General features: G+C 75.1%; 22 protein-coding genes. 9 read left to right on the top strand and 13 right to left on the bottom strand.

Annotated elements, in window-relative coordinates; genetic code table 11:
* Positions 1–68: 68 nt before the first annotated feature.
* The 3 genes from pstS to ACFYYW_RS03670 form a co-directional block, all read right to left on the bottom strand.
* Positions 69–1,145 (bottom strand): phosphate ABC transporter substrate-binding protein PstS, encoded by a 1,077-nt coding sequence (pstS, locus tag ACFYYW_RS03680; RefSeq protein ID WP_387644673.1) that lies wholly within the window; start codon positions 1,143–1,145, stop codon positions 69–71.
* A 68-nt stretch (positions 1,146–1,213) separates the two neighbouring features.
* Positions 1,214–1,921 (bottom strand): alpha/beta fold hydrolase, encoded by a 708-nt coding sequence (locus tag ACFYYW_RS03675; RefSeq protein WP_387644671.1) that lies wholly within the window; start codon positions 1,919–1,921, stop codon positions 1,214–1,216.
* Position 1,922: 1 nt separating this feature from the next.
* Complete coding sequence (locus ACFYYW_RS03670) at positions 1,923–2,294, bottom strand: DinB family protein (protein WP_387644669.1); 372 nt, start codon at positions 2,292–2,294, stop codon at positions 1,923–1,925.
* A 37-nt stretch (positions 2,295–2,331) separates the two neighbouring features.
* Here ACFYYW_RS03670 and ACFYYW_RS03665 point away from each other — a divergent pair, with 37 nt between their 5' ends.
* Positions 2,332–2,697 (top strand): hypothetical protein, encoded by a 366-nt coding sequence (locus ACFYYW_RS03665; protein ID WP_387644666.1) that lies wholly within the window; start codon positions 2,332–2,334, stop codon positions 2,695–2,697.
* 57 nt (positions 2,698–2,754) lie between these two features.
* Entirely contained in the window at positions 2,755–3,711 is a 957-nt protein-coding gene (locus ACFYYW_RS03660) for a WYL domain-containing protein (protein ID WP_364413218.1), read from the top strand.
* Here the strand turns inward: ACFYYW_RS03660 and nhaA are convergent.
* Positions 3,708–4,922, bottom strand: a complete 1,215-nt coding sequence (gene nhaA, locus ACFYYW_RS03655) for a Na+/H+ antiporter NhaA (RefSeq protein WP_387644662.1) — start codon at positions 4,920–4,922, stop codon at positions 3,708–3,710. The two genes, ACFYYW_RS03660 and nhaA, sit on opposite strands and share 4 nt — an antisense overlap.
* A 103-nt stretch (positions 4,923–5,025) precedes the next feature.
* Positions 5,026–5,172, bottom strand: a complete 147-nt coding sequence (locus ACFYYW_RS03650) for a hypothetical protein (protein WP_352325968.1) — start codon at positions 5,170–5,172, stop codon at positions 5,026–5,028.
* A gap of 149 nt (positions 5,173–5,321) precedes the next feature.
* Here ACFYYW_RS03650 and ACFYYW_RS03645 point away from each other — a divergent pair, with 149 nt between their 5' ends.
* Positions 5,322–5,546, top strand: a complete 225-nt coding sequence (locus tag ACFYYW_RS03645) for a MerR family DNA-binding transcriptional regulator (protein ID WP_387644659.1) — start codon at positions 5,322–5,324, stop codon at positions 5,544–5,546.
* Between the two features lie 5 nt (positions 5,547–5,551).
* Positions 5,552–5,884, top strand: coding sequence for a YnfA family protein (locus ACFYYW_RS03640; RefSeq protein ID WP_352325964.1), 333 nt, complete (start codon positions 5,552–5,554; stop codon positions 5,882–5,884).
* On the opposite strand, the gene ACFYYW_RS03635 is transcribed toward ACFYYW_RS03640, so the two are convergent.
* Positions 5,862–6,551: a glycosyltransferase family 2 protein gene (locus ACFYYW_RS03635; RefSeq protein WP_387644656.1), complete on the bottom strand. Its 690-nt coding sequence runs from the start codon at positions 6,549–6,551 to the stop codon at positions 5,862–5,864. The two genes, ACFYYW_RS03640 and ACFYYW_RS03635, sit on opposite strands and share 23 nt — an antisense overlap.
* Positions 6,548–7,528, bottom strand: a complete 981-nt coding sequence (locus ACFYYW_RS03630) for an NAD-dependent epimerase/dehydratase family protein (protein ID WP_387644653.1) — start codon at positions 7,526–7,528, stop codon at positions 6,548–6,550. The genes ACFYYW_RS03635 and ACFYYW_RS03630 overlap by 4 nt, the downstream gene beginning before the upstream one ends.
* Before the next feature lie 128 nt (positions 7,529–7,656).
* On the opposite strand from ACFYYW_RS03630, the gene ACFYYW_RS03625 reads away from it, so the two are divergent.
* From ACFYYW_RS03625 to ACFYYW_RS03615, 3 genes are all read left to right on the top strand, one after another.
* Positions 7,657–8,991, top strand: a complete 1,335-nt coding sequence (locus ACFYYW_RS03625) for a glycosyltransferase 87 family protein (protein ID WP_387644651.1) — start codon at positions 7,657–7,659, stop codon at positions 8,989–8,991.
* 41 nt (positions 8,992–9,032) lie between these two features.
* Positions 9,033–9,674, top strand: coding sequence for a TIGR04282 family arsenosugar biosynthesis glycosyltransferase (locus ACFYYW_RS03620; protein ID WP_387644648.1), 642 nt, complete (start codon positions 9,033–9,035; stop codon positions 9,672–9,674).
* Positions 9,675–9,747: 73 nt separating this feature from the next.
* Positions 9,748–10,359 (top strand): methyltransferase domain-containing protein, encoded by a 612-nt coding sequence (locus tag ACFYYW_RS03615; RefSeq protein WP_352325958.1) that lies wholly within the window; start codon positions 9,748–9,750, stop codon positions 10,357–10,359.
* Between the two features lie 95 nt (positions 10,360–10,454).
* Here the strand turns inward: ACFYYW_RS03615 and ACFYYW_RS03610 are convergent, their stop codons facing one another.
* The 4 genes from ACFYYW_RS03610 to ACFYYW_RS03595 all read right to left on the bottom strand — a co-directional run bounded on the left by ACFYYW_RS03610 (position 10,455) and on the right by ACFYYW_RS03595 (position 14,146).
* Positions 10,455–10,901, bottom strand: a complete 447-nt coding sequence (locus ACFYYW_RS03610) for a PepSY domain-containing protein (RefSeq protein ID WP_387644644.1) — start codon at positions 10,899–10,901, stop codon at positions 10,455–10,457.
* A 143-nt stretch (positions 10,902–11,044) separates the two neighbouring features.
* Entirely contained in the window at positions 11,045–11,887 is an 843-nt protein-coding gene (locus ACFYYW_RS03605) for a GNAT family N-acetyltransferase (RefSeq protein ID WP_387644641.1), read from the bottom strand.
* A gap of 103 nt (positions 11,888–11,990) precedes the next feature.
* Positions 11,991–13,037 (bottom strand): methyltransferase, encoded by a 1,047-nt coding sequence (locus ACFYYW_RS03600; RefSeq protein WP_387644638.1) that lies wholly within the window; start codon positions 13,035–13,037, stop codon positions 11,991–11,993.
* A gap of 155 nt (positions 13,038–13,192) precedes the next feature.
* Complete coding sequence (locus ACFYYW_RS03595; RefSeq protein WP_387644635.1) at positions 13,193–14,146, bottom strand: hypothetical protein; 954 nt, start codon at positions 14,144–14,146, stop codon at positions 13,193–13,195.
* A gap of 164 nt (positions 14,147–14,310) precedes the next feature.
* Here ACFYYW_RS03595 and ACFYYW_RS03590 point away from each other — a divergent pair, with 164 nt between their 5' ends.
* Positions 14,311–14,925, top strand: coding sequence for a peptide deformylase (locus ACFYYW_RS03590; protein ID WP_387644633.1), 615 nt, complete (start codon positions 14,311–14,313; stop codon positions 14,923–14,925).
* Between the two features lie 51 nt (positions 14,926–14,976).
* On the opposite strand, the gene lexA is transcribed toward ACFYYW_RS03590, so the two are convergent.
* A complete protein-coding gene (gene lexA, locus ACFYYW_RS03585; RefSeq protein ID WP_387644631.1) occupies positions 14,977–15,636 on the bottom strand; it encodes a transcriptional repressor LexA in 660 nt (219 codons plus the stop codon).
* Positions 15,633–16,454, bottom strand: a complete 822-nt coding sequence (locus ACFYYW_RS03580; RefSeq protein ID WP_387644628.1) for a CPBP family intramembrane glutamic endopeptidase — start codon at positions 16,452–16,454, stop codon at positions 15,633–15,635. The genes lexA and ACFYYW_RS03580 overlap by 4 nt, the downstream gene beginning before the upstream one ends.
* Before the next feature lie 211 nt (positions 16,455–16,665).
* On the opposite strand from ACFYYW_RS03580, the gene ACFYYW_RS03575 reads away from it, so the two are divergent.
* Complete coding sequence (locus tag ACFYYW_RS03575; RefSeq protein WP_387644625.1) at positions 16,666–17,634, top strand: DMT family transporter; 969 nt, start codon at positions 16,666–16,668, stop codon at positions 17,632–17,634.
* The last annotated feature ends 20 nt before the right edge of the window (positions 17,635–17,654 follow it).

Genomic DNA, 17,654 nt, shown 5'->3' with positions numbered 1-17,654 from the left:
CTCTCTTCACCGGATGCGGCCGGCTAATCCTGCCGGCGGCCGCTGTTCCGGGAAATCCGGCGGGCCGTTCAGCTCGTGGCTCCCAGGCGGCCGCGTACCTGGGCGAGCAGGTCGTGCGGCAGGGGGGCGTAGCCGTACAGGGCCAGGTAGGACTGGCCGGCGTCGCCGGCGGCGTAGCCGAGGAAGGCGCGCACCAGCGGATCCGCCCGGCCCGCGCAGATGATCTCGTACGTGACCTGCACGATCGGGTAGGCGCCGGGGACCGGCCGCCGGTGGTCGAACGTCAGCACCAGCCCGCGCTCGCCGCTCTCGACCGTGGCGCCCTGCAGGGCCCTGCCGGCGCTCTCCGGCGACAGCGCCACGAACTCCCCGGCGGGGTTGCGCACGTCCGCGGTGCTCAGGCGGGCGCTGCCGGCGAAGCCGTACTCGACGTAGCCGATGGAGTCCCTGGTGTGCTGGAGGACCTGGGTCATGCCGCTGGAACTGGTGACGCCCTGGCCGGCGCCGGTCCACGTCCTGGACGGCTGGTGCGGCCAGCCGCCGGTCGCCCGCAGGAACTCGGTGAGGTTCTGGGTGGTGCCGGACTGGCCGGAGCGGTGGAAGACGTGGATGCGGGTGGCCGGCAGGCGGTGGCCGGGGTTGTCGGCGGCGATCTCGCGGGCGTCCCACCTGGTGAGACGCCCGGTGAAGATGCCGGTCAGGGTCGCCGGGGAGAGCCGCAGGCCGGGCACGGAGGTCAGGTTGTAGGCCACCGCGACCGGGGAGACGACCATCGGCAGGTGCTCGGCCCGGCCGCCGCAGCGCCGGTCGGCCCGCGTCTGCTCCTCGGGGGTCATCGGCACGTCCGAGCCGACGAACGCGCTGCGTGCGGCGATGAAGTCCTCGATGCCGCGGTCTGAGCCGTTGGCCTCGTAGACGACGCGCAGTTCGGGGTGGACGCGCTCGAACTCGCCGGTCCAGGCGTCCATGGCGCCCTTCTGCGCGGTCGAGCCCGAGGCGTGCAGCCACGCGACGACCGGCTCGGGGGCGGCGCCGTCCTCGCTGCTCATGCTCAGGAACACGGCCCCGGCCGCGGCGGCGGCCCCGCCGGCCAGAACGAGCGCGGTGACCAGGACCGACTTGGCCGTCCATGTCAGCCTTGCCATTGCACAAGGCTACGAACCGGACGCGTCCGGACCCGTCATCCCGGGGTCAAGCTCTCGGACACGAAGGGTTACCTTGTCGCCAAGCCGTCCGGCGTCCCGTCGGCCGCGGCGGCCAGGAGGCGGGCCAGCTCGACCGGCTCGGTGAACATGGGCCAGTGCCCGGAGTCGAGGTCGACGAGGTCGAGGTGCTCGACCCGGGCCAGCTCCTTGACGTCGCCGCCGTCGATCCACTCCCGGGCCTGCGCGGGGCTGAACTCGGGGCACACGACGACGGCCGGCACCCCGAACCGCCGCTCGTCCGTCAGCCGCACCACGCCCTTGGCCACCCCCTCGGGGACGGGGACCGCGGCGGCGGCGAACCTCCGCCTGGCCTCCTCGTCGAGGTCGGCCGAGTCCGGCCCCTCGAACGGCTCCCATCCCGGGAACGGCACGACGCCGTCCGCGGCCTCGAAGAAATCGGCGTAGAGGGCGCCGTCGGCGGCGGGGAAACCGCCGATGAAGGCGACCTTGGCCACCTTGTCCGGCCGCGCGTCGGCGGCCAGCCAGGCCAGCGTGCAGGCCGCGGAATGGCCGGCCACCAGGGGCCTGCCGTCGGCCGCGTCCACGGCGGCCAGCACCGCCGCCACCTGGTCGGCGAGCGTGGCGGCGGTGTTCCCGTCCCCCTGGCCGGGCAGGGCGACCGGCACGGGACGGTGGCCGAGCGCCTCGATCGCGGGCGTCACCTCGTCCCAGGCGGACGGGTCGAGCCACAGGCCGCCGATGAGCAGGATGTCCATGTCAGTCTTCTTTCTCCAGTGCGTTCAGGTCGCGTTCCGCGTAGAGCCGGTGTTCCCATTCCTCGTGCAGGACGATGTGCAGGCACTCGTTGAGGGGGAAGCCGGCCAGCCGCGGCCAGCCGGGCTCCTCACGGGTGACGTGTGAGGCGAGCAGTTCGGGGGTGAGCGAGGCGACGACCCGGCCGACCATCGCCCGGCGGTCGCGGCGGACGGCGAGCACCTCCGCCAGCGGCGGCCGGGCCGCGCGGTCCCACGGGATGCCGTCCCAGCCGGGCGCCTCGTCCCACGGCAGGTCGAGCGGGTGCCATGGCAAGGGGTCGCCCAGGATCATCCGGCCGACCCAGGCGGCCGAGGCGAAGTTGAGGTGCCGCAACGTCTGGACGAAGGGACCATTCGCCGTCGACGTTCTGGTGCAGCGCCGCCTCGGGGAACGTCGCGGCGCGGGCGAGGGTGCCCGCCCACAGGCGGTCGAGGATCGCCCACGCCTCGCCGAACCCCTCGGGGTCGTCGGGGCGCATCCGGGCGCGTTCGGGCATGCGGCGGTTCAGCTCGGCCTCGACGAGGGGCGCGATGTCCACGCCGTTCACCACGACGTTCCGCAGCTCGCCGCTGATCTCGACGTCGACGAGCTCGGCGCCGCGCAGCCGCACGCCGGACAGGTCGGCCGCGCGCACGCGGACGTCGAACAGGCGTACCCGGGTGAACGTGCCCCGCCGCACGCTCACGTCCTGGACCTGGAGGTCTTCCCGGTAGTCGGTCATGACGCCACACGGTAGGGCGTATTCCGGACGTTCTACTTCCGGTTCCCGCCGTGACGGCCCTAATCTGCTCGGGTGCCCACCGAACTCAGCCCCACCGCGCGGGCCCTGCGCGCCATGGAGGTCCTCCGGCAGCGTCCCGGCGTGACGGCCGGGGAGCTGGCCGCGGCCCTGGGCGTGACCGAGCGCGCCGCCCGCCGGTACGTCGGGATCCTGCGCGAGGCGGGCATCCCCGTCGAGTCGGCCAGAGGCCCCTACGGCGGCTACCGGCTCGGCCGCGGCACCAGGCTGCCGCCGGTCGCCTTCACCGAGCCCGAGGCGCTGGCCCTGGTCATGGCGGTGTTCGACGGCCAGCCGGCCGCCACCGATCCCGACGACCTGGTGGGCGCCGCCCTGTCCAAGGTCATCCGGGCCCTGCCGGAAGGCGTCGGACGCCAGGCCGCCGCGCTGCGCGAGCACGCCTCCGCCGCGCCCGACCGGTACGCGGCCCGTCCCGGCGTCGCCGTGACCAGCGCGCTGGTCGCCGCGTCCGCGGCCCGGCGGCGGGTCCGCATCGCCTACCGGAGCGGCTCGGGCACGGAGTGGGAGGCCGAGGTCGACCCCTGGGCGGTCGTCGTCCGGTACGGGCGCTGGTACCTGCTGTGCCACTCCCACCGGGCCGGCGCGATCCGCACCTACCGGGTCGACCGCGTCCGGGCCGTCCACGAGACCGTCCACGGCTTCCGGCCGCCCGACGGGCTGGACCCGGTGGCGGCGCTGGAGGAGAACCTGGGCACCGGGTGGGCGTACGCGGCCCGCGTGGTCTTCGACGCGCCCCTGGCCGAGGTGGCGCCCTGGGTGCACCCGCCCATGGGACGGCTCGAACCGCACGGCGAGGGCTGCGTGCTGGTCGGCAGCACGGGCAACCCTGCCATGTACGCCCAGGAGTGGCTGCCGGCCGTGCCGTTCGCCTTCCGCGTCGAGGGCGGCCCCGAGCTGCGCGCGGCGGTCGCGCGCCTAGCCGCCCGCCTGGCCGCCGCGCTGCCCGGCTAGGCCGCCGGCGGCCCGGCCGCGCGGTGCCGGCGGACGCGCGCGCCGAGGATCAGGGCGGCCAGCACGGACGCCGCCGCCGAGGCCAGCAGGATCGCGCCCTTGGCCTGCGTCAGGTAGGCCGGCCCGGGGTAGGAGAGCTCGGCGATCAGCAGCGAGACGGTGAAGCCGATGCCGCCCAGCACGCCCACGCCGGCGATGTCGCTCCAGCCCAGCCGCGGGTTGAGGTGGGCGCTGCTGAGGCGGGCGGTGAGCCAGGCGGCGCCGACGATGCCGAGCGGCTTGCCGATCAGCAGCCCGGCCAGCACGCCCCAGGTCACGGTCCCCGTCCAGAAGCCGCCCGCCCCCGACAGGGAGATCCCGGCCGACAGCAGCGCGAACACCGGCAGCACCACCCCGGCGCAGAACGGCCGCAGCGCGTGCTCGGCGCGCTGCGAGGGCGGCACCTGCTCGCCGTCCCACGGCCGGGTGCGCATGAGCAGGCCCATCGCGACGCCGGCGATGGTCGCGTGCACCCCGCAGGCGTGCACCAGCGCCCAGATCAGCACGGCGAGCGGCCCGTACAGCAGCCACGCGGGCAGCGCGCGGCGCACGGCGGTGACCGCGCGGCCCCGCCCGTGCTGCAGGTACGCCCACACGCCCAGCGCGGCGGCGGCCCCCGCCAGGGCGGCGAGGTTCAGCCCCGAGGTGTAGCCGACGGCGATCACGACGACCGCGCACACGTCGTCCACGGTCGCCAGCGTCAGCAGGAACGTGCGCAGCGGGGCCGGCAGGCCGCGGCCCACGACGGCCAGGACGGCGAGCGCGAAGGCGATGTCGGTGGCCATCGGCACGCCCCAGCCGCGCGCCGCCTGGCCCGGCGCGGCGGCGTTCACCGCCAGGAACAGCAGCGCCGGGACCACCACGCCGCCGAGCGCGGCCACCACGGGCAGCGCGGCGCGGCGCGGGTCGCGCAGCTCGCCGTGCACGAGTTCCTGCTTGAGCTCGTTGCCGACGATGAAGAAGAACACCGCCAGCAGCCCGTCGGCGGCCCACGCCTGCGCGCTCAGGCGCAGGCCCAGCCACTGCGGGCCGAAGGACCACGTGCGCAGGGCCTCGTAGGAGCCGGCGAGGGAGGAGTTGGCCCAGGCCAGCGCGGTCAGGGCGGCGAGGATGAGCAGGACGCCGCCGACCGCGTCCGAGCGCAGGGCAGTGATGATCCGCGAGGCAGACATGAGGGGAGAACTCCAGGACGGTACGGAAACGAACGGGCCGCCCGATGCGCGGCCCCGGCCTCATGGCGACGCGCGCACCCGGATCACGTCCGGGCGCGGGCGTTCAGCGGCCCTGCGGCGGGCGGATGCCCGCGATCACGCCCCACGTGCTGACGTAGCCGTTCGTGCCGACCGGACGGAACTCCAGCGGGCGCAGCGGGCGGGCGTGCCGCTCGCGCGCGAGGTGAAGGCAGGAGCGGAATTCGCGCACCTCGCCCCCCTTTTGTCCGATCGTGTCCCCCTCCTACCCTACCTTCACCCTGACATCGGGAGCGGCGGACTGACGCTGGCGGCGACCGTGCCGCCGCGGCACACCGGCGTCCTGGACGCCCTCCAGGCCAGAGCCGGGGGACGGCCCGCGTGAGCCCCGAGGAGCCGTGCCTGCGCAGCGGGCAGGTGGCCGAGCGGGCCGGGGTCAACCTCCAGACCCTGCGGTACTACGAGCGCCGCGGCCTGATCGCCGACCTGGCCACCGTCCGGGAGTCGCTGGGCCAGGTGGTCGCCGCCGGCTGCGACAGCCTGACCGGCTGCACCGGCCCCGGCTGCCCCCTCCCCGCCGCCGCCCTGGCGGATGCGATGTACTGACCGTCATGACGATGATCCGCTCACTGCTGCTGTTCGCCCTGGCCGCGCTCGCCGAGATCGGCGGCGCGTGGCTGATCTGGCAGGGCGTGCGCGAGCAGCGCGGCCTGCTGTGGATCGGCGGCGGCGTCGTCGCCCTCGGCCTGTACGGCTTCGTCGCCACCCTCCAGCCGGATGCCAACTTCGGCCGCATCCTGGCCGCCTACGGGGGCGTCTTCGTCGCCGGGTCCCTGGTGTGGGGCATGGTCGCCGACGGTTTCCGCCCCGACCGCTGGGACGTCGTCGGCGCCCTGATCTGCCTGGCCGGCGTCCTGGTCATCATGTACGCCCCGCGCGCCTGACCCCGGGCCCCGGGCGCGCGTCCGCCATGACGCGGCGCATGTCGGCGACGGCCCGCAGCGTCCCGCGCAGGGTGCCGGTCACCTTCGAGCGGCCCGCGCGGGGCAGGTAGTCCACGTCCGTCTCGCCGATCCGCCACCCGGCCGCCGCGGCGCGCAGCACCGTCTCCAGCGGGTAGCCGAAGCGGCGGTCGGCCGTCCCGAGCGACAGCAGCGGCACGCGGGCGGCCGCCCGCATCGGCCCGAGGTCGCGCAGCGCCACGCCGGTGCGCCGGCGCAGGCCCCGGGCCAGGACGGCGTTGCCCAGCCGGGCGTGCCCGGGCCAGACGCCGGCGCCGCTCGGCCGCCGGCGCCCGAGCACCAGGTCGAGCTCCCCGTCGAGGACGGGCCCAGCCACCCGGGGAAGCTGGGCCGGATCGAGCGAGGCGTCGGCGTCCATGAAGCAGACCAGGTCGGCGGAGGAGGCCAGCAGCCCGGCATGGCAGGCGGCCCCGAACCCGCGCACGGGCTCGGCGACCACCCGCGCCCCGAGCTCGCGGGCGACCCGCGCCGAGCCGTCGGTGGAGCCGTTGTCGACGACGATCGGGCGGTAGCCGGCGGGCATGCGCCCGAGCACCCAGGCGAGCGCGGCCTCCTCGTCGAGGCAGGGCAGGATCACGTCGATCGTCATGACCGGGCGAACTCCGCCATCCCGGACTCGAACCCGATCGCGGCGCGGAAGCCGAGCTCGGCCTCCGCCCGCCGGGGCGAGGCGACGACGTGGCGGACGTCGCCCAGCCGGTAGCCGCCGGTGACCCGCGGGACGGGGCCGCCGCACCCGGCGGCGAGCACGCGGGCCATCTCCCCCACGGTGCGCGGCGTGCCGGAGGCGATGTTCCAGGCCCGCAGCCCGCCCGGCGGCAAGGACACGGTCAGGGCCGCGAGGTTCGCCCTGGCCACGTCGCGCACGTGCACGAAGTCGCGCAGCTGGCGGCCGTCCTCGAACACCAGCGGCGCCCGGCCGGCCCGCAGCGCCGAGCGGAAGATCGCGGCGACCCCGGCGTACGGGGTGTCGCGCGGCATGCGGGGCCCGTAGACGTTGTGGTACCGCAGGGCCGCGACGGTCCCGCCGGTCTCCCTCGCCCAGTTGGCGGCCAGGTGTTCCTGGGCGAGTTTGCTGGTGGCGTAGGCGTTGCGCGGGTCGGGCGGGGCGTCCTCCTCGATCGGCGCCCAGCGCAGGGGCTCGCCGCAGCGCGGGCAGGGCGGCTCGAACCGGCCGCCGTCCAGGTCGTCCGCGGTCCGGGGGCCGGGCCGGACGTCGCCGTGCGCGGCGCAGGCGTAACGTCCCTCGCCGTAGACGACCATCGAGGAGGCCAGCACCAGCCGGGTGATCCCGTGCCTGGCCATGGCGGCCAGCAGCACGGCGGTGCCGAAGACGTTGACGCAGGCGTAGGCGGGCAGGTCGGAGACGTCCACGCCCAGGCCCACCTTGGCCGCCTGGTGCACGACGGCCTCGACGCCGGGCAGCAGCGCGTCCAGGGCCGTGGCGTCGCGCACGTCCGCGCCGGTCCGCGTGTCGAGGCCGACGACGTCGTGACCCGCCGCCTCCAGGGCCTCGGCGACGTGGCCGCCGATGAAGCCGGCCGAGCCGGTGACCATCACTCTCACGCCGCCGACGGTAGCCGCCGGGACGGGCGGGCCGAAGCCGCGTTCGCGGTTCGTAAGGGTTCTTACGAACAACGAACGTGAACCGCCGCGGCGGCCCCGGACCGGCCTCCGGATGCGAGGCTGCCGCCGTGAACCGGAACACGACGGCGGCCGCCGGGACGCTCGCCGCCCTGGCGGCCGTGGTGCTGCGGCTGGCGACGGGGCCGCCCCATCTGGGCTGGTACCTGGCGGCCTGGGCGCTGTTCGCGGCCGCGCTGTGGCAGGCCGCCCGGCTGCCGGAGCGGCGGACGGCCGTCCTGGTCCTGGCCGGCGGGATCACGCTCGCCGCGACCGGCCTGGCGGCCCCGCCGAGCAGCAGCACCGACTCCTTCCGGTACGCCTGGGACGGCCGCGTGCAGGCCGCCGGCATCTCGCCCTACGACCACCCGCCGGCCGACCCGGCGCTCGCCGGGCTGCGCGACGACTGGCTCTTCCCGGCCGCCTGCGACGCCCCCGCCCTGTGGCCCCTGCCCGGCGGCGGCTGCACCCGGATCAACCGCCCCACCGAGCCGACGATCTACCCGCCGGTCGCGCAGGGCTACTTCCTGCTGGTCCACTGGTTGTCGCCGGACGGGGTGCGGCACAAGGCGCTCCAGCTCGGCGGCTTCGCGGCGGCCGTGGCCGTGCTGGCGATCCTGTGCCGTGCGGCGGGGGCCCGGCGGGCGGCGTACTGGGCGTGGTGCCCGGCCGTGCCGGTGGAGGCGGTGAACAACGCGCACGTCGACATGCTGGGCGTGCTGCTGTTGGTGCTGGCCTTCACCGCCGTGCGGGGGCGCGGGGCGCTGCTCGGCGCGGCCGTGGCGGCCAAGCTGCTGCCCGTGACCGCGCTGCCCGGCGCGCTGTCCGGCGTGTTGTCCGGGGGCCCGGGTGGGGGTGTGGCCTGGCGGCGGGTGCTCGGCGTCGTCGTGCCCGCCGGGCTCGTGATCGCGCTGTCCTACCTGCCGTACGTGCTGGTCTCGGGCGCCTCGGTGGCGGGCTACCTGCCGGGTTATCTCAAGGAGGAGCGCTACGACGGGCCCGGCGGCGGGAACCGTTATGCCGTCCTGCGGCTGCTCGTGCCGGACGGGTGGGCGCCCTGGGCCGCGGTCGCGCTGCTCGTCCTGGTCGTCCTGGCCGTCCTGCGGTACGGCGACGCAGGACGGCCCTGGCGCGGCGCGCTGCTGGTCAGCGGCTCTCTCCTGCTGTTGTTCACCCCCGGCTACTCCTGGTACGCGCTGCTTGTCGTCGCCCTGGCCGCGCTGGACGGCCGGTGGGAATGGCTGGGCGTCGCCCTGGCCGGCGCGGTCGCCTACACCGCCGGCCCGGCGGCCCCGGGCACCCCCGGCACCCCCGCGTACGCCGTGGCCGCCCTGGCCGTGCTGGCCGGCTGGGCCGTACGGCGGTCCCGCGGCGATCACCTGCTGTCGTCGGCACGGAAGGACTGAGGAAGCTGAGTCGTCCCACGTTCGAGCACCCGCCGCAGATCGTGCTCATCGCCAAGGAACCCGTGGCCGGGCGGGTCAAGACCCGGCTGACGCCCCCGTACAGCCCGGCCGAGGCCGCCGCGCTGGCCGAGGCCGCGCTCCGCGACAGCCTGCGCGCCGTCGCCGCGACCCCCGCCGCCCAGCGGATCCTCGCTCTGGACGGCCTGCCGGGCCGCTGGCTGCCCCCCGGTTTCGTGGTGATCCCGCAACGCGGCGCCGGGCTGGACGAACGCCTCGCGGCGGCCTTCGCCGACGCCCACCGGCTGCGGCCCGGGCCCGTCGTGCTCATCGGCATGGACACCCCGCAGGTCACGCCCGAGCTGCTGGGCGAGGCCGGGGCGGCGCTGGCGGACCACGACGCGGTGTACGGCCCGGCGGCCGACGGCGGTTTCTGGCTCCTGGGGCTCCGGCGGCCGGACCCGGCGCTGCTGCTCGGGGTGCCCATGTCGCACCCGGAGACCGGCAAGGTGCAGCTCGACCGGCTCGTCCGCGCCGGGCTGGCCGTCCACCACCTGCCCGAGCTGGTCGACGTGGACACCGCTGCAGCCGCGACCGAGGTGGCCCGCCAGGCTCCCGCCTCCTGCTTCGCCACCACCCTCCGAACACTGCACCGACGACCGGACCGGGAAGAGCCATGCCGGTGACCGAGCACGACCGCGCCACCGGCGAGCCGACCCGGGTGATCGGGCACGACCGCGCCGCCGGAAGGCCGGGACGGTGATCGGGGAGATCTATGCGGCCGCGCTCGCGGGTGAGCGCGCCGAGATCGAGTACCTGGACGGCAGCCGCGCCGAGCTGGCGGCCGCGCGCTGGTCCGCGCCGATCGACGGCGACGAGGAGATCCTGAGCCACTGCCGCAGCCCCACGCTGGACATCGGCTCCGGCCCCGGCCGCCTCACGGCGGCGCTGACCCGGCGCGGCGTGGCCTCGCTCGGCATCGACGTCACGCCGCACGCCGTCGCCCTGACCCGCCGGGCGGGCGGGTTCGCCCTCCTGCGGGACGTCTTCGACGACGTCCCCGGCACCGGTCAGTGGGCTACGGCGTTGCTCGCCGACGGCAACATCGGCATCGGCGGCGACCCGGCCGCCCTGCTACGCCGGGTCCGGCAGCTCGTACGGCCGGGCGGCACCGTCCTGGCCGAGCTCGCGCCGCCCTGGACGCGCAGCCGCGTCGACCGGGTACGGCTGCGCCGGGGAGCGCGTGCCGGGGAGTGGTTCGGCTGGGCGACCGTCTCGGCGGCCGACATCGCCCGCCTGGCCGCGAACGCGGGATTCACGACCGCCCACTGCCGCCCAACCCACGGCCGCTGGCTGGCCCACCTGCACTAGCATCCAACCCCGCCATTCACGGCCCACGGCCCACCGCACTGGCGTTCAGGGCGCGCCTGGACCAGCGTCCGGTCGGGTCGGTCGATCGGCGTCGGTCAGTCGTCGTCGGCGTCGTCGCTGCCGGTCTTGCCGTGGTCGTCGTCGGCGTCGTCGTCGCTCTTGGCGGTCTGGTCGTTGTTCTGGTCGGACTTCTGGGCGTCCGTGCGGTCGCCCGAGCGGTCGTCGGCCTGGTCGTCACCGTGGTCGTCGGACTCGTCGTCGGTCTCCTCGGCGAGGACGGTGCCCTTGGCGGCGTCCACGGTGATCTCGCGCTCGGTGCCGTCGGCGGCGTCGATGTCGATCTCCCAGACCTGGCCGGCGTCCTCGTTCTCCAGCTCGGCCGAGGTGACCTTGCCGCCCGGCACCTTCTCCAGCGCCGTCTTCTCGGCCTGCTCCTGCGAGACCGCCGGGGCCGGCGCGGACGTGGGGGTGGAGGTGGTGGCGAAGGCGGTGCCGACGCCGGCGGCGAGCACACCGGCCGTGGCCAGTCCAGCGATGATCATAGGCTTACGCATGCGGAATCACTCCGTAGGTTCGGTCGTCGTCCTGACGCCTCCCAGAGTGGCCGCCGGGACGATAGCGACGAACTGCGGGAACCCTAACGTCCGGTTAAGACGCCGAACGGCCCCCGCACCCCCTGACGGACCTACTCGTAACGGGCACGACGGGCGATCTTCTCGAACCCGAGACCGCCGAAGAGCGCGGCCGAGGCCGGGTTGTTGACGTTGACGTCCAGGAAGACCTGGCCGGCGCCGCCCTCGCGCATCCGGCCGAGCGCCGCGACGGCGAGCGCCCGCGCCAGCCCGCGCCGCCGCCACCCCGGCACGGCCCCGACCTGGATCAGGAACTCCTCCGCGCACGTCACGAAGCCGACGGCGACGTCCCCTTCGAACGCCACCAGCGAGCACGCCGGCAGGAACTCGTCGTCGACCAGCCAGTCCACCCACTGCTCCCGCGTCCACCCGGGAAAGCCGGGACGGTCCGCGAAGGACGCGGAGTACGCCTGGTGGAACGCCCCTTCGGTAAGGGGCGACCATTCCTCGACCGTCACCTGCGCCGGCATCGGGACGTCCGGCAGCGGCCGGGTCAGGTCGCGCCGGAAGACGTCCTCGGCGAACGTCTGGCGGAAGCCGCGCGCGAGGAACAGCTCGTGCGCCTGCGGGGTCAGCGACTCGGTCTCCAGCCGCGCCTTGCCGGGCTCGGCGGCCAGCCGGTCGAGCAGGCCCGACCCCAGGCCCCGTCCGCGGTGGTCGGGGTCGACCAGGCCGGTCGCCGCCGACGTCTCGCCCACCGGCCGCACGGCGCCGCAGGCCACCAGCAGCCCCTGCGTGAACGCGCCCACCGCGGCGTCCGTGACGTACCGGCGTTCCAGGAAGGAGGGCGACGCGGTGGCCGGGAGCCCGCCGTCGCGCGCCGCGCACCTGCCGGCCAGCCCGGCGATCGCCGGCAGGTCCGTGGCGGACAGCGCGGCCCATTCGATGGTCACCATGGTCTCCCTCGCGTGCAGATGATCAAGTATGTCACCACGCGCGACCGCGCCGGAGGAGAGCCCGCTCAGCCGCCTCGGGGGACCGCGCCAAAAAAGGGCCCGCTCAGCCGCTTCGGGGGACGCAGTCGAGGACGACGTTGCCCAGCGGGGTGTGCCGCACCCCGGCCACGTCGAGCCCGGCCGCGTCGGCGAGCGCGGTGTGGTCGGCGACGCTGCGCTCCCGGCCGCCGCTGATCACGAGCATGCGCAGGTCCATCTCGGCGAACATGGCCGGGTCGTCGCCGGCGCCGCCCCGGGACTCGATCACCACGACCCGTCCCCGCGGCCCGGCCGCGTCGGCGCAGCGCCGCAGGACGCGCTCGGCGTCGGCGTCGTCCCAGTCGTGGATCACGCGTCTGAGCACGTAGACGTCGCCGCCCGAGGGCAGCGGCTCGAAGAAGCTCTGGCCGGCGAACGTGCACCGCCCGTCCAGCCCGAGCCCGGCCAGGTACCGCCGGCCCCGCTCCAGCGTGTCCGGCAGGTCGACGAGTGTAGCCCGCAGCTCCGGGTGGGCCCTCAGCAGCTCGGCGATCAGCGCGCCGGTACCGCCGCCGACGTCGACCACGTGCCGTACGCCGGACCAGTCGTACCCCTCTGCCGCGTCGGTGAGGTCGTCGGCGCCCGCGGCCATCAGGGCGTCGAACGACTCGCCGACCTGCCGGTGAGCGGCGAGATGGTGCCAGATCGGGGCGCCGTGGACGCTCTCCCACGCGGGCCGCCCGGTGCGGACGGTGTGCAGCAGGCCGGTGAGCGCGACGTCCATCTGCCCGCCGAAGCCGTCGAGGTCGAGCCGGTCGCGCATCATGGAGGGGTGGCCGGAGGCCAGCAGCGCGGCGGGCTCGTTGACCGCGAACACGCCGGGCTCCCGTTCGGCGTAGACGCCGTGGCAGGCGAGGTGGCGCAGCAGCCGGCCCAGGGCGTCGGCGTCGGCGCCCGACCTGCGGGCCAGCTCCTCGACGGACAGTTCGGCGCCGCCCATCAGATCGGTCAGGCGCAGGGTGGCCGCGACGCGTACGGCCATCGGGGTGACCATGTCCGTGACGGGGGCCAGCACCTCCCACGCCGCCTGCCACGCCGTCGGGTGGACGGTCTCGTCGCCGGTGCCTGTCACGGCCGCACGCCCCCTTCTCCCAAAGGATCAAGGCTCGCCCGCAACCTACCACGCGACCCCCGCCCCGTCCCGCGCGCGAACCACAGCCGGTCCCGCGCGCGAACCTCAGCCGGTCCCGCGTGCGAACCCCGGCGCGGGGCCGCCTCCGGGGTGCGTCAGCCCAGGAGCCTGGAGAACAGGGCTCCCAGACCGAGACCGTCCAGGAGCGACGTCGGCCGGTCCCGCTCGGTGGCCGCCGCCGACAGGGGCACGTCGGCAGCGGGGCAGGCCGCAGAGGGCCGGCCGGTCAGGAAGTCCAGCGTCCTTCTGACGCCGAGCGCGTCGAGCAGCGACATCCGGGACGAGGCGGTCGTGACCGACATGCCGTCGTCGCCGGTGCGGATGGTCGAGGTGCCATCGGTGAGGCACGTCTCGGGCCGGTTGACCAGCGCTTCGAGCACCGCCGTGGCTCCCGCGGCGTCCAGCAGGGACGACGGCTCCGCCGCGGCCGACGAGCCGGCCTCCGGCCGCCCGGTCTCCCACCAGCCGGTCTCGGCCGCGCCGCTGTCCGACGTGACGATGTCCGACGTACCGGGGGCCGACGCACCGGGGGCCGACGCACCGGGGGCCGACGTGACGATGTCCGATGTGCCGGGGGCCGACGTGCCAGTGGCCGGGGCGCAGTCCAGGGCGGCGGCGACGAGCGGCTCCAGGATCCGCCGGGCCAGGGTGTCGCCGTCCGCCGCGGTCGGCCGGGCCTCCTCCGTGCCGCTGTCCGGCCTGCTCACCCCGATCTCCTGCTCGACGTCGAGCAGGAAGGCGTCGAGCACGCCTGGGAACTCGGCGGCCTCGGCGAATGACGCATCCGCCGTACGCGGGAGCGCCCCCGGCCGGTCCGCCGGCCGGTCTGCCGGCCGGTCTGCCGGGCGGACGAGACCCTGCAGGAACGTCCGCACGGCCGAGGTGTCGAGCAGCGTGCTCGCCCTGACCGAGGGCCCGCCGGTGATCTCGAGCCGGGCGGCGACGCACGGAGCGGCGGCTCTGCTGCCGTCCTCGGCCGCCGCCGGGCCCGCCGCCGTCAGCAGGCCCGTCGCGGCCAGGCCGAGGACGGCGATCGTTCTCTTGCACATGGGTGTCTCCCTGCGACGTTACGTGATCATCCGCAGCGATCATTACCCATTGCAGTGGATCAACTACTCTATGAATGTTTCTAGCCCTCTTTACCCGCCGAAACCGGGTCACCGCGCATGCTCTACCGTCTGCTGAGCGAGCAACGTCGAGCGGAAGGACCCCCATGAGCCCCCTGAACGGCACCGGCCCGAGCGCCGAGGAGCTGACCGAGCGGGTGCACGCCCTGCTCGCCTCCCCCAGGCCCTGGTCGATCACCCAGATCGGCGACCCCGTGCTGCGCCGGACCGCCGAGCCGTACGACGGCCAGCTCTCCGACGCCCTCCTGCGCGAGCTGCTCGACGCGATGTTCCGGCACCTGCCGGGCGTGGGGGTGGGCCTGGCCGCGCCGCAGGTCGGCATCCCGCTGGCGCTGGCGGTCATCGAGGACCCGGCCGAGCTGCCGCCCGACCTGGCCGCCGAGCGCGAACGTGTTCCGCAGCCGCCGCTGGAGCTGGTCAACCCCGTCGTGACGCCCGTCGGCCCCGGCTTCCGGGCGTTCCACGAGGGATGCCTCAGCGTGGAGGGGCTGACCGCCGTCGTCCCGAGGCACGCGCGGGTGCGGCTGTCGGCCCTCGACGGGGACGGCCGCCCGTACGAGAAGGAGCTGTCCGGCTGGCCGGCCCGCATCGCCCAGCACGAGACCGACCACCTGAACGGCACGATCTACCTCGACCGCGCCGACCTCCGCTCGTTGTCGACCACCGCCAACCACGAACGTCTCCTGACCCCCCGCCCCTGACGCCGCCGGTCACACGCTGCCGGTCACACGCTGCCGGTCACACGCTGCCGGTCACACGCTGCGGATCACCGAGACCACGATCCCCAGCACCACGGCGCGGTCGCCGTCGATGACGTCGTAGCGGGGGTTGCGCGGTTCGAGCAGGACGTGCCCGTCGCGCCGCCGGTAGACCTTCACGGTGGCCTCGCCGTCGATCATGGCGGCGACGATCTGCCCCGAGTGCGCCTCCGGCTGCTGCCGCACCACCACGATGTCGCCGTCGCAGATGGCCGCGTCGACCATCGAGTCGCCGCGTACCCGCAGGCCGAACACGGTGCCGCGGCCGGTGAGGTCGCGGGGCAGGGTCAGGGTGTCGTCGAGGTGCTCGTCGGCCAGGATGGGCGTGCCCGCGGCGATGTCGCCGACCACGGGGACGCTCACCAGCTCGGCGGGCGGCTCGGCCGACGGCGGCCGCAGGAACAGGCGCACGTCGATCGGGCGGGTCATCGCCGCGCCGCGGTTGAGGAAGCCCTGCTCCTCCAGGCTCCTCAGGTGCTTCGAGACCGACGAGGGCGAGCGCAGCCCCACCGCCTGGGCCAGCTCGCGGGTGCTCGGCGGGTATCCGTGTCTGACCACCCAGTCGCGGATCGCGGCCAGGATCCGCTGCTGTCGTTGCGGCAGGGCCGAGACGTTCAGGTGCTCGAACGTGTCATGGTCGTCGTAGGCGGTCACAGAGGAATGCTAGAGGCCGGGCGGCCGGAGCGGTGGCGGCCGCCGGCGGAACGGGCGATCCCGGCCGCGAGGGCGCAGGCCGCCGTGCCCGCCAGGACGAACAGCCCGGTGTCGCCGGCCAGGTACTCGGCCACCACCACAGGCCGGTCGGTGATGACGGCGTGCTCCAGCAGCAGGGCGAACGTCGCGTTGTGCGCGAAGTGGGCCAGCACGGCCGGCCACACGCTGCCGGACATGACCCGCAGGTAGCCGAAGAGGAACGAGAACGCGATGACCGACGCGCCGAACAGCGGCAGCACGACGGCCCGCGACCCCTCGGCGTGGTAATACGGCGTGAACAGGACGTACGGCAGATGCCAGGCGATCCACACCACCCCGACGACGAGCATGGACGTGCGCTCCCCCAGCCGGGCGAGCCGGGGCTGCAGGTAGCCCCGCCAGCCGATCTCCTCGGCGAAGGCCAGGATCGGCCCGGTGACGAGCACGGCCGCCACCGACTGCGCCCAGTCGCCCCGCGGCGCGGTGAACCGTCCGAACCCCAGGACGACCGCGCCCGCCGTGGCCAGCAGGCACACCCCGGCGGTGGCGGCGACGGCGGCCGGCCAGGCGCGCAGCCCGGCCCGGCCCAGGCCGAGGCGGCGCAGCCCGTCCCTGGAGTATCCCTCCCGGGTGACGACGAACAGCAGCACCAGCACGGTGAGCAGCGGCGACAGGGCCAGGACGAGCCCCTCGGCGACGCGTGCGGTGCCCGCCGAGACGGCGAGCACGAGGACGATGTAGACGATCGACGTGACGCGGTCGTCGAGCTGTCGGAACACGGGCGGACCTTCCTCTGGGGGGCGGGCCCCGCCAAGTGTTCAGGACCCCGTTCCCGCCGCCCATCGGCCGAAGATCCGAATCGCCGCCCCGCCTCTGCCACCTGGGGACTACGACCACGGGCTGAGGGCCGATAATCGCGTTGCGGCCGTGCCGGGGCGCGTGTCAGGGTCGTGACTTTCCTGACAACGGCAACGGCTCTGGTGGTGCGGTATGAGGTATGCGGGGCTCGCGCTCGCGTTCGGGTCCTCGGCGTGTTTCGCGTTCTCGGGGCCGATGGCCAGGTACCTCGTCGCGGCCGGGCTGACGCCGATCGAGGCCGTGTGGGCGCGGATGGCGGCGGCCGGGCTGCTGCTGCTGGGCGTGCTGGCCGCGGTCAGGCCCGCGGCGTTGCGCATCCCGCGGGCCAGGTGGCCGTTCTTCGCGCTGTACGCGGTCGTCGCGGTGGCCGGGGTGCAGTCGCTGTACTTCGCGGCGATCACGCGCCTGCCCGTGGGGGTCGCCCTGCTGCTGGTCTACATGGCCCCGGTCATGGTGGCGGCCTGGGTGCGGCTGGTCCGCAAGGTCCGGCTCCCCCGGGCGGCCTACGCCGGGGCGCTCGTCGCCCTGGCCGGCCTCGGGATCGTCGCCGAGGTCTGGCACGACCTGCGGCTGGACGCGCTGGGCCTGGCCCTCGGCCTGCTGGCCGCGGCCTGCTCCGCCGGGTACTTCCTGATGAACGACAGCTTCGGGGACGACGTCGACCCGCTCGGGCTGGTCGCCTGGGGCATGGCGGGCGCGGCCGTGGCGCTGGTCCCGCTCGCCCGCCCGTGGGCCCTGCGGTGGGAGGCGTTCACGACGTCCGCCACTCCCGCGCCCGGCGCCCTGACGCTGCCCGTGCCGGTGGCCTTCGCGTGGATGGTGGCGGTCGCCAGCGTGGTGGCCTACATCCTCGGGGTGAACGCGGTGCGGCGGTTGTCGGCCGCCGTGGGCGCCACGGTGGCGTCACTGGAGGTCATCGGCGGGGCGCTGGCGGCCTGGGGGGTGCTCGGCGAGGGCCTGGGCGGGCCGCAGATCGCGGGCGGCGTGATCGTGTTGTCCGGCGCGCTCCTCGCCCAGACCGCGACCCGCCGCACACGACCATCCCAAGCGACGGGGCTGGACGGCGACAAAGAGGTGACCTCGGGAGCAATGAAGTGCTGACACTACTGTAAGTAGTTAAT

It is taken from the genome of Nonomuraea sp. NPDC001831 (genome assembly GCF_042892035.1).
Classification (GTDB): domain Bacteria; phylum Actinomycetota; class Actinomycetes; order Streptosporangiales; family Streptosporangiaceae; genus Nonomuraea.
This window is presented reverse-complemented; position numbering and strand designations above follow the sequence as displayed.

Bases quoted from the DNA above. Each gene is read 5' to 3' on its own strand.
- pstS (WP_387644673.1), bottom strand. From the start codon at position 1,145: ATGGCAAGGCTGACATGGACGGCCAAGTCGGTCCTGGTCACCGCGCTC.
- ACFYYW_RS03675 (WP_387644671.1), bottom strand. From the start codon at position 1,921: ATGGACATCCTGCTCATCGGCGGCCTGTGGCTCGACCCGTCCGCCTGG.
- nhaA (WP_387644662.1), bottom strand. From the start codon at position 4,922: ATGTCTGCCTCGCGGATCATCACTGCCCTGCGCTCGGACGCGGTCGGC.
- ACFYYW_RS03640 (WP_352325964.1), top strand. From the start codon at position 5,552: ATGACGATGATCCGCTCACTGCTGCTGTTCGCCCTGGCCGCGCTCGCC.
- ACFYYW_RS03635 (WP_387644656.1), bottom strand. From the start codon at position 6,551: ATGACGATCGACGTGATCCTGCCCTGCCTCGACGAGGAGGCCGCGCTC.
- ACFYYW_RS03610 (WP_387644644.1), bottom strand. From the start codon at position 10,901: ATGATCATCGCTGGACTGGCCACGGCCGGTGTGCTCGCCGCCGGCGTC.
- ACFYYW_RS03605 (WP_387644641.1), bottom strand. From the start codon at position 11,887: ATGGTGACCATCGAATGGGCCGCGCTGTCCGCCACGGACCTGCCGGCG.
- ACFYYW_RS03595 (WP_387644635.1), bottom strand. From the start codon at position 14,146: ATGTGCAAGAGAACGATCGCCGTCCTCGGCCTGGCCGCGACGGGCCTG.
- ACFYYW_RS03590 (WP_387644633.1), top strand. From the start codon at position 14,311: ATGAGCCCCCTGAACGGCACCGGCCCGAGCGCCGAGGAGCTGACCGAG.
- ACFYYW_RS03575 (WP_387644625.1), top strand. From the start codon at position 16,666: ATGAGGTATGCGGGGCTCGCGCTCGCGTTCGGGTCCTCGGCGTGTTTC.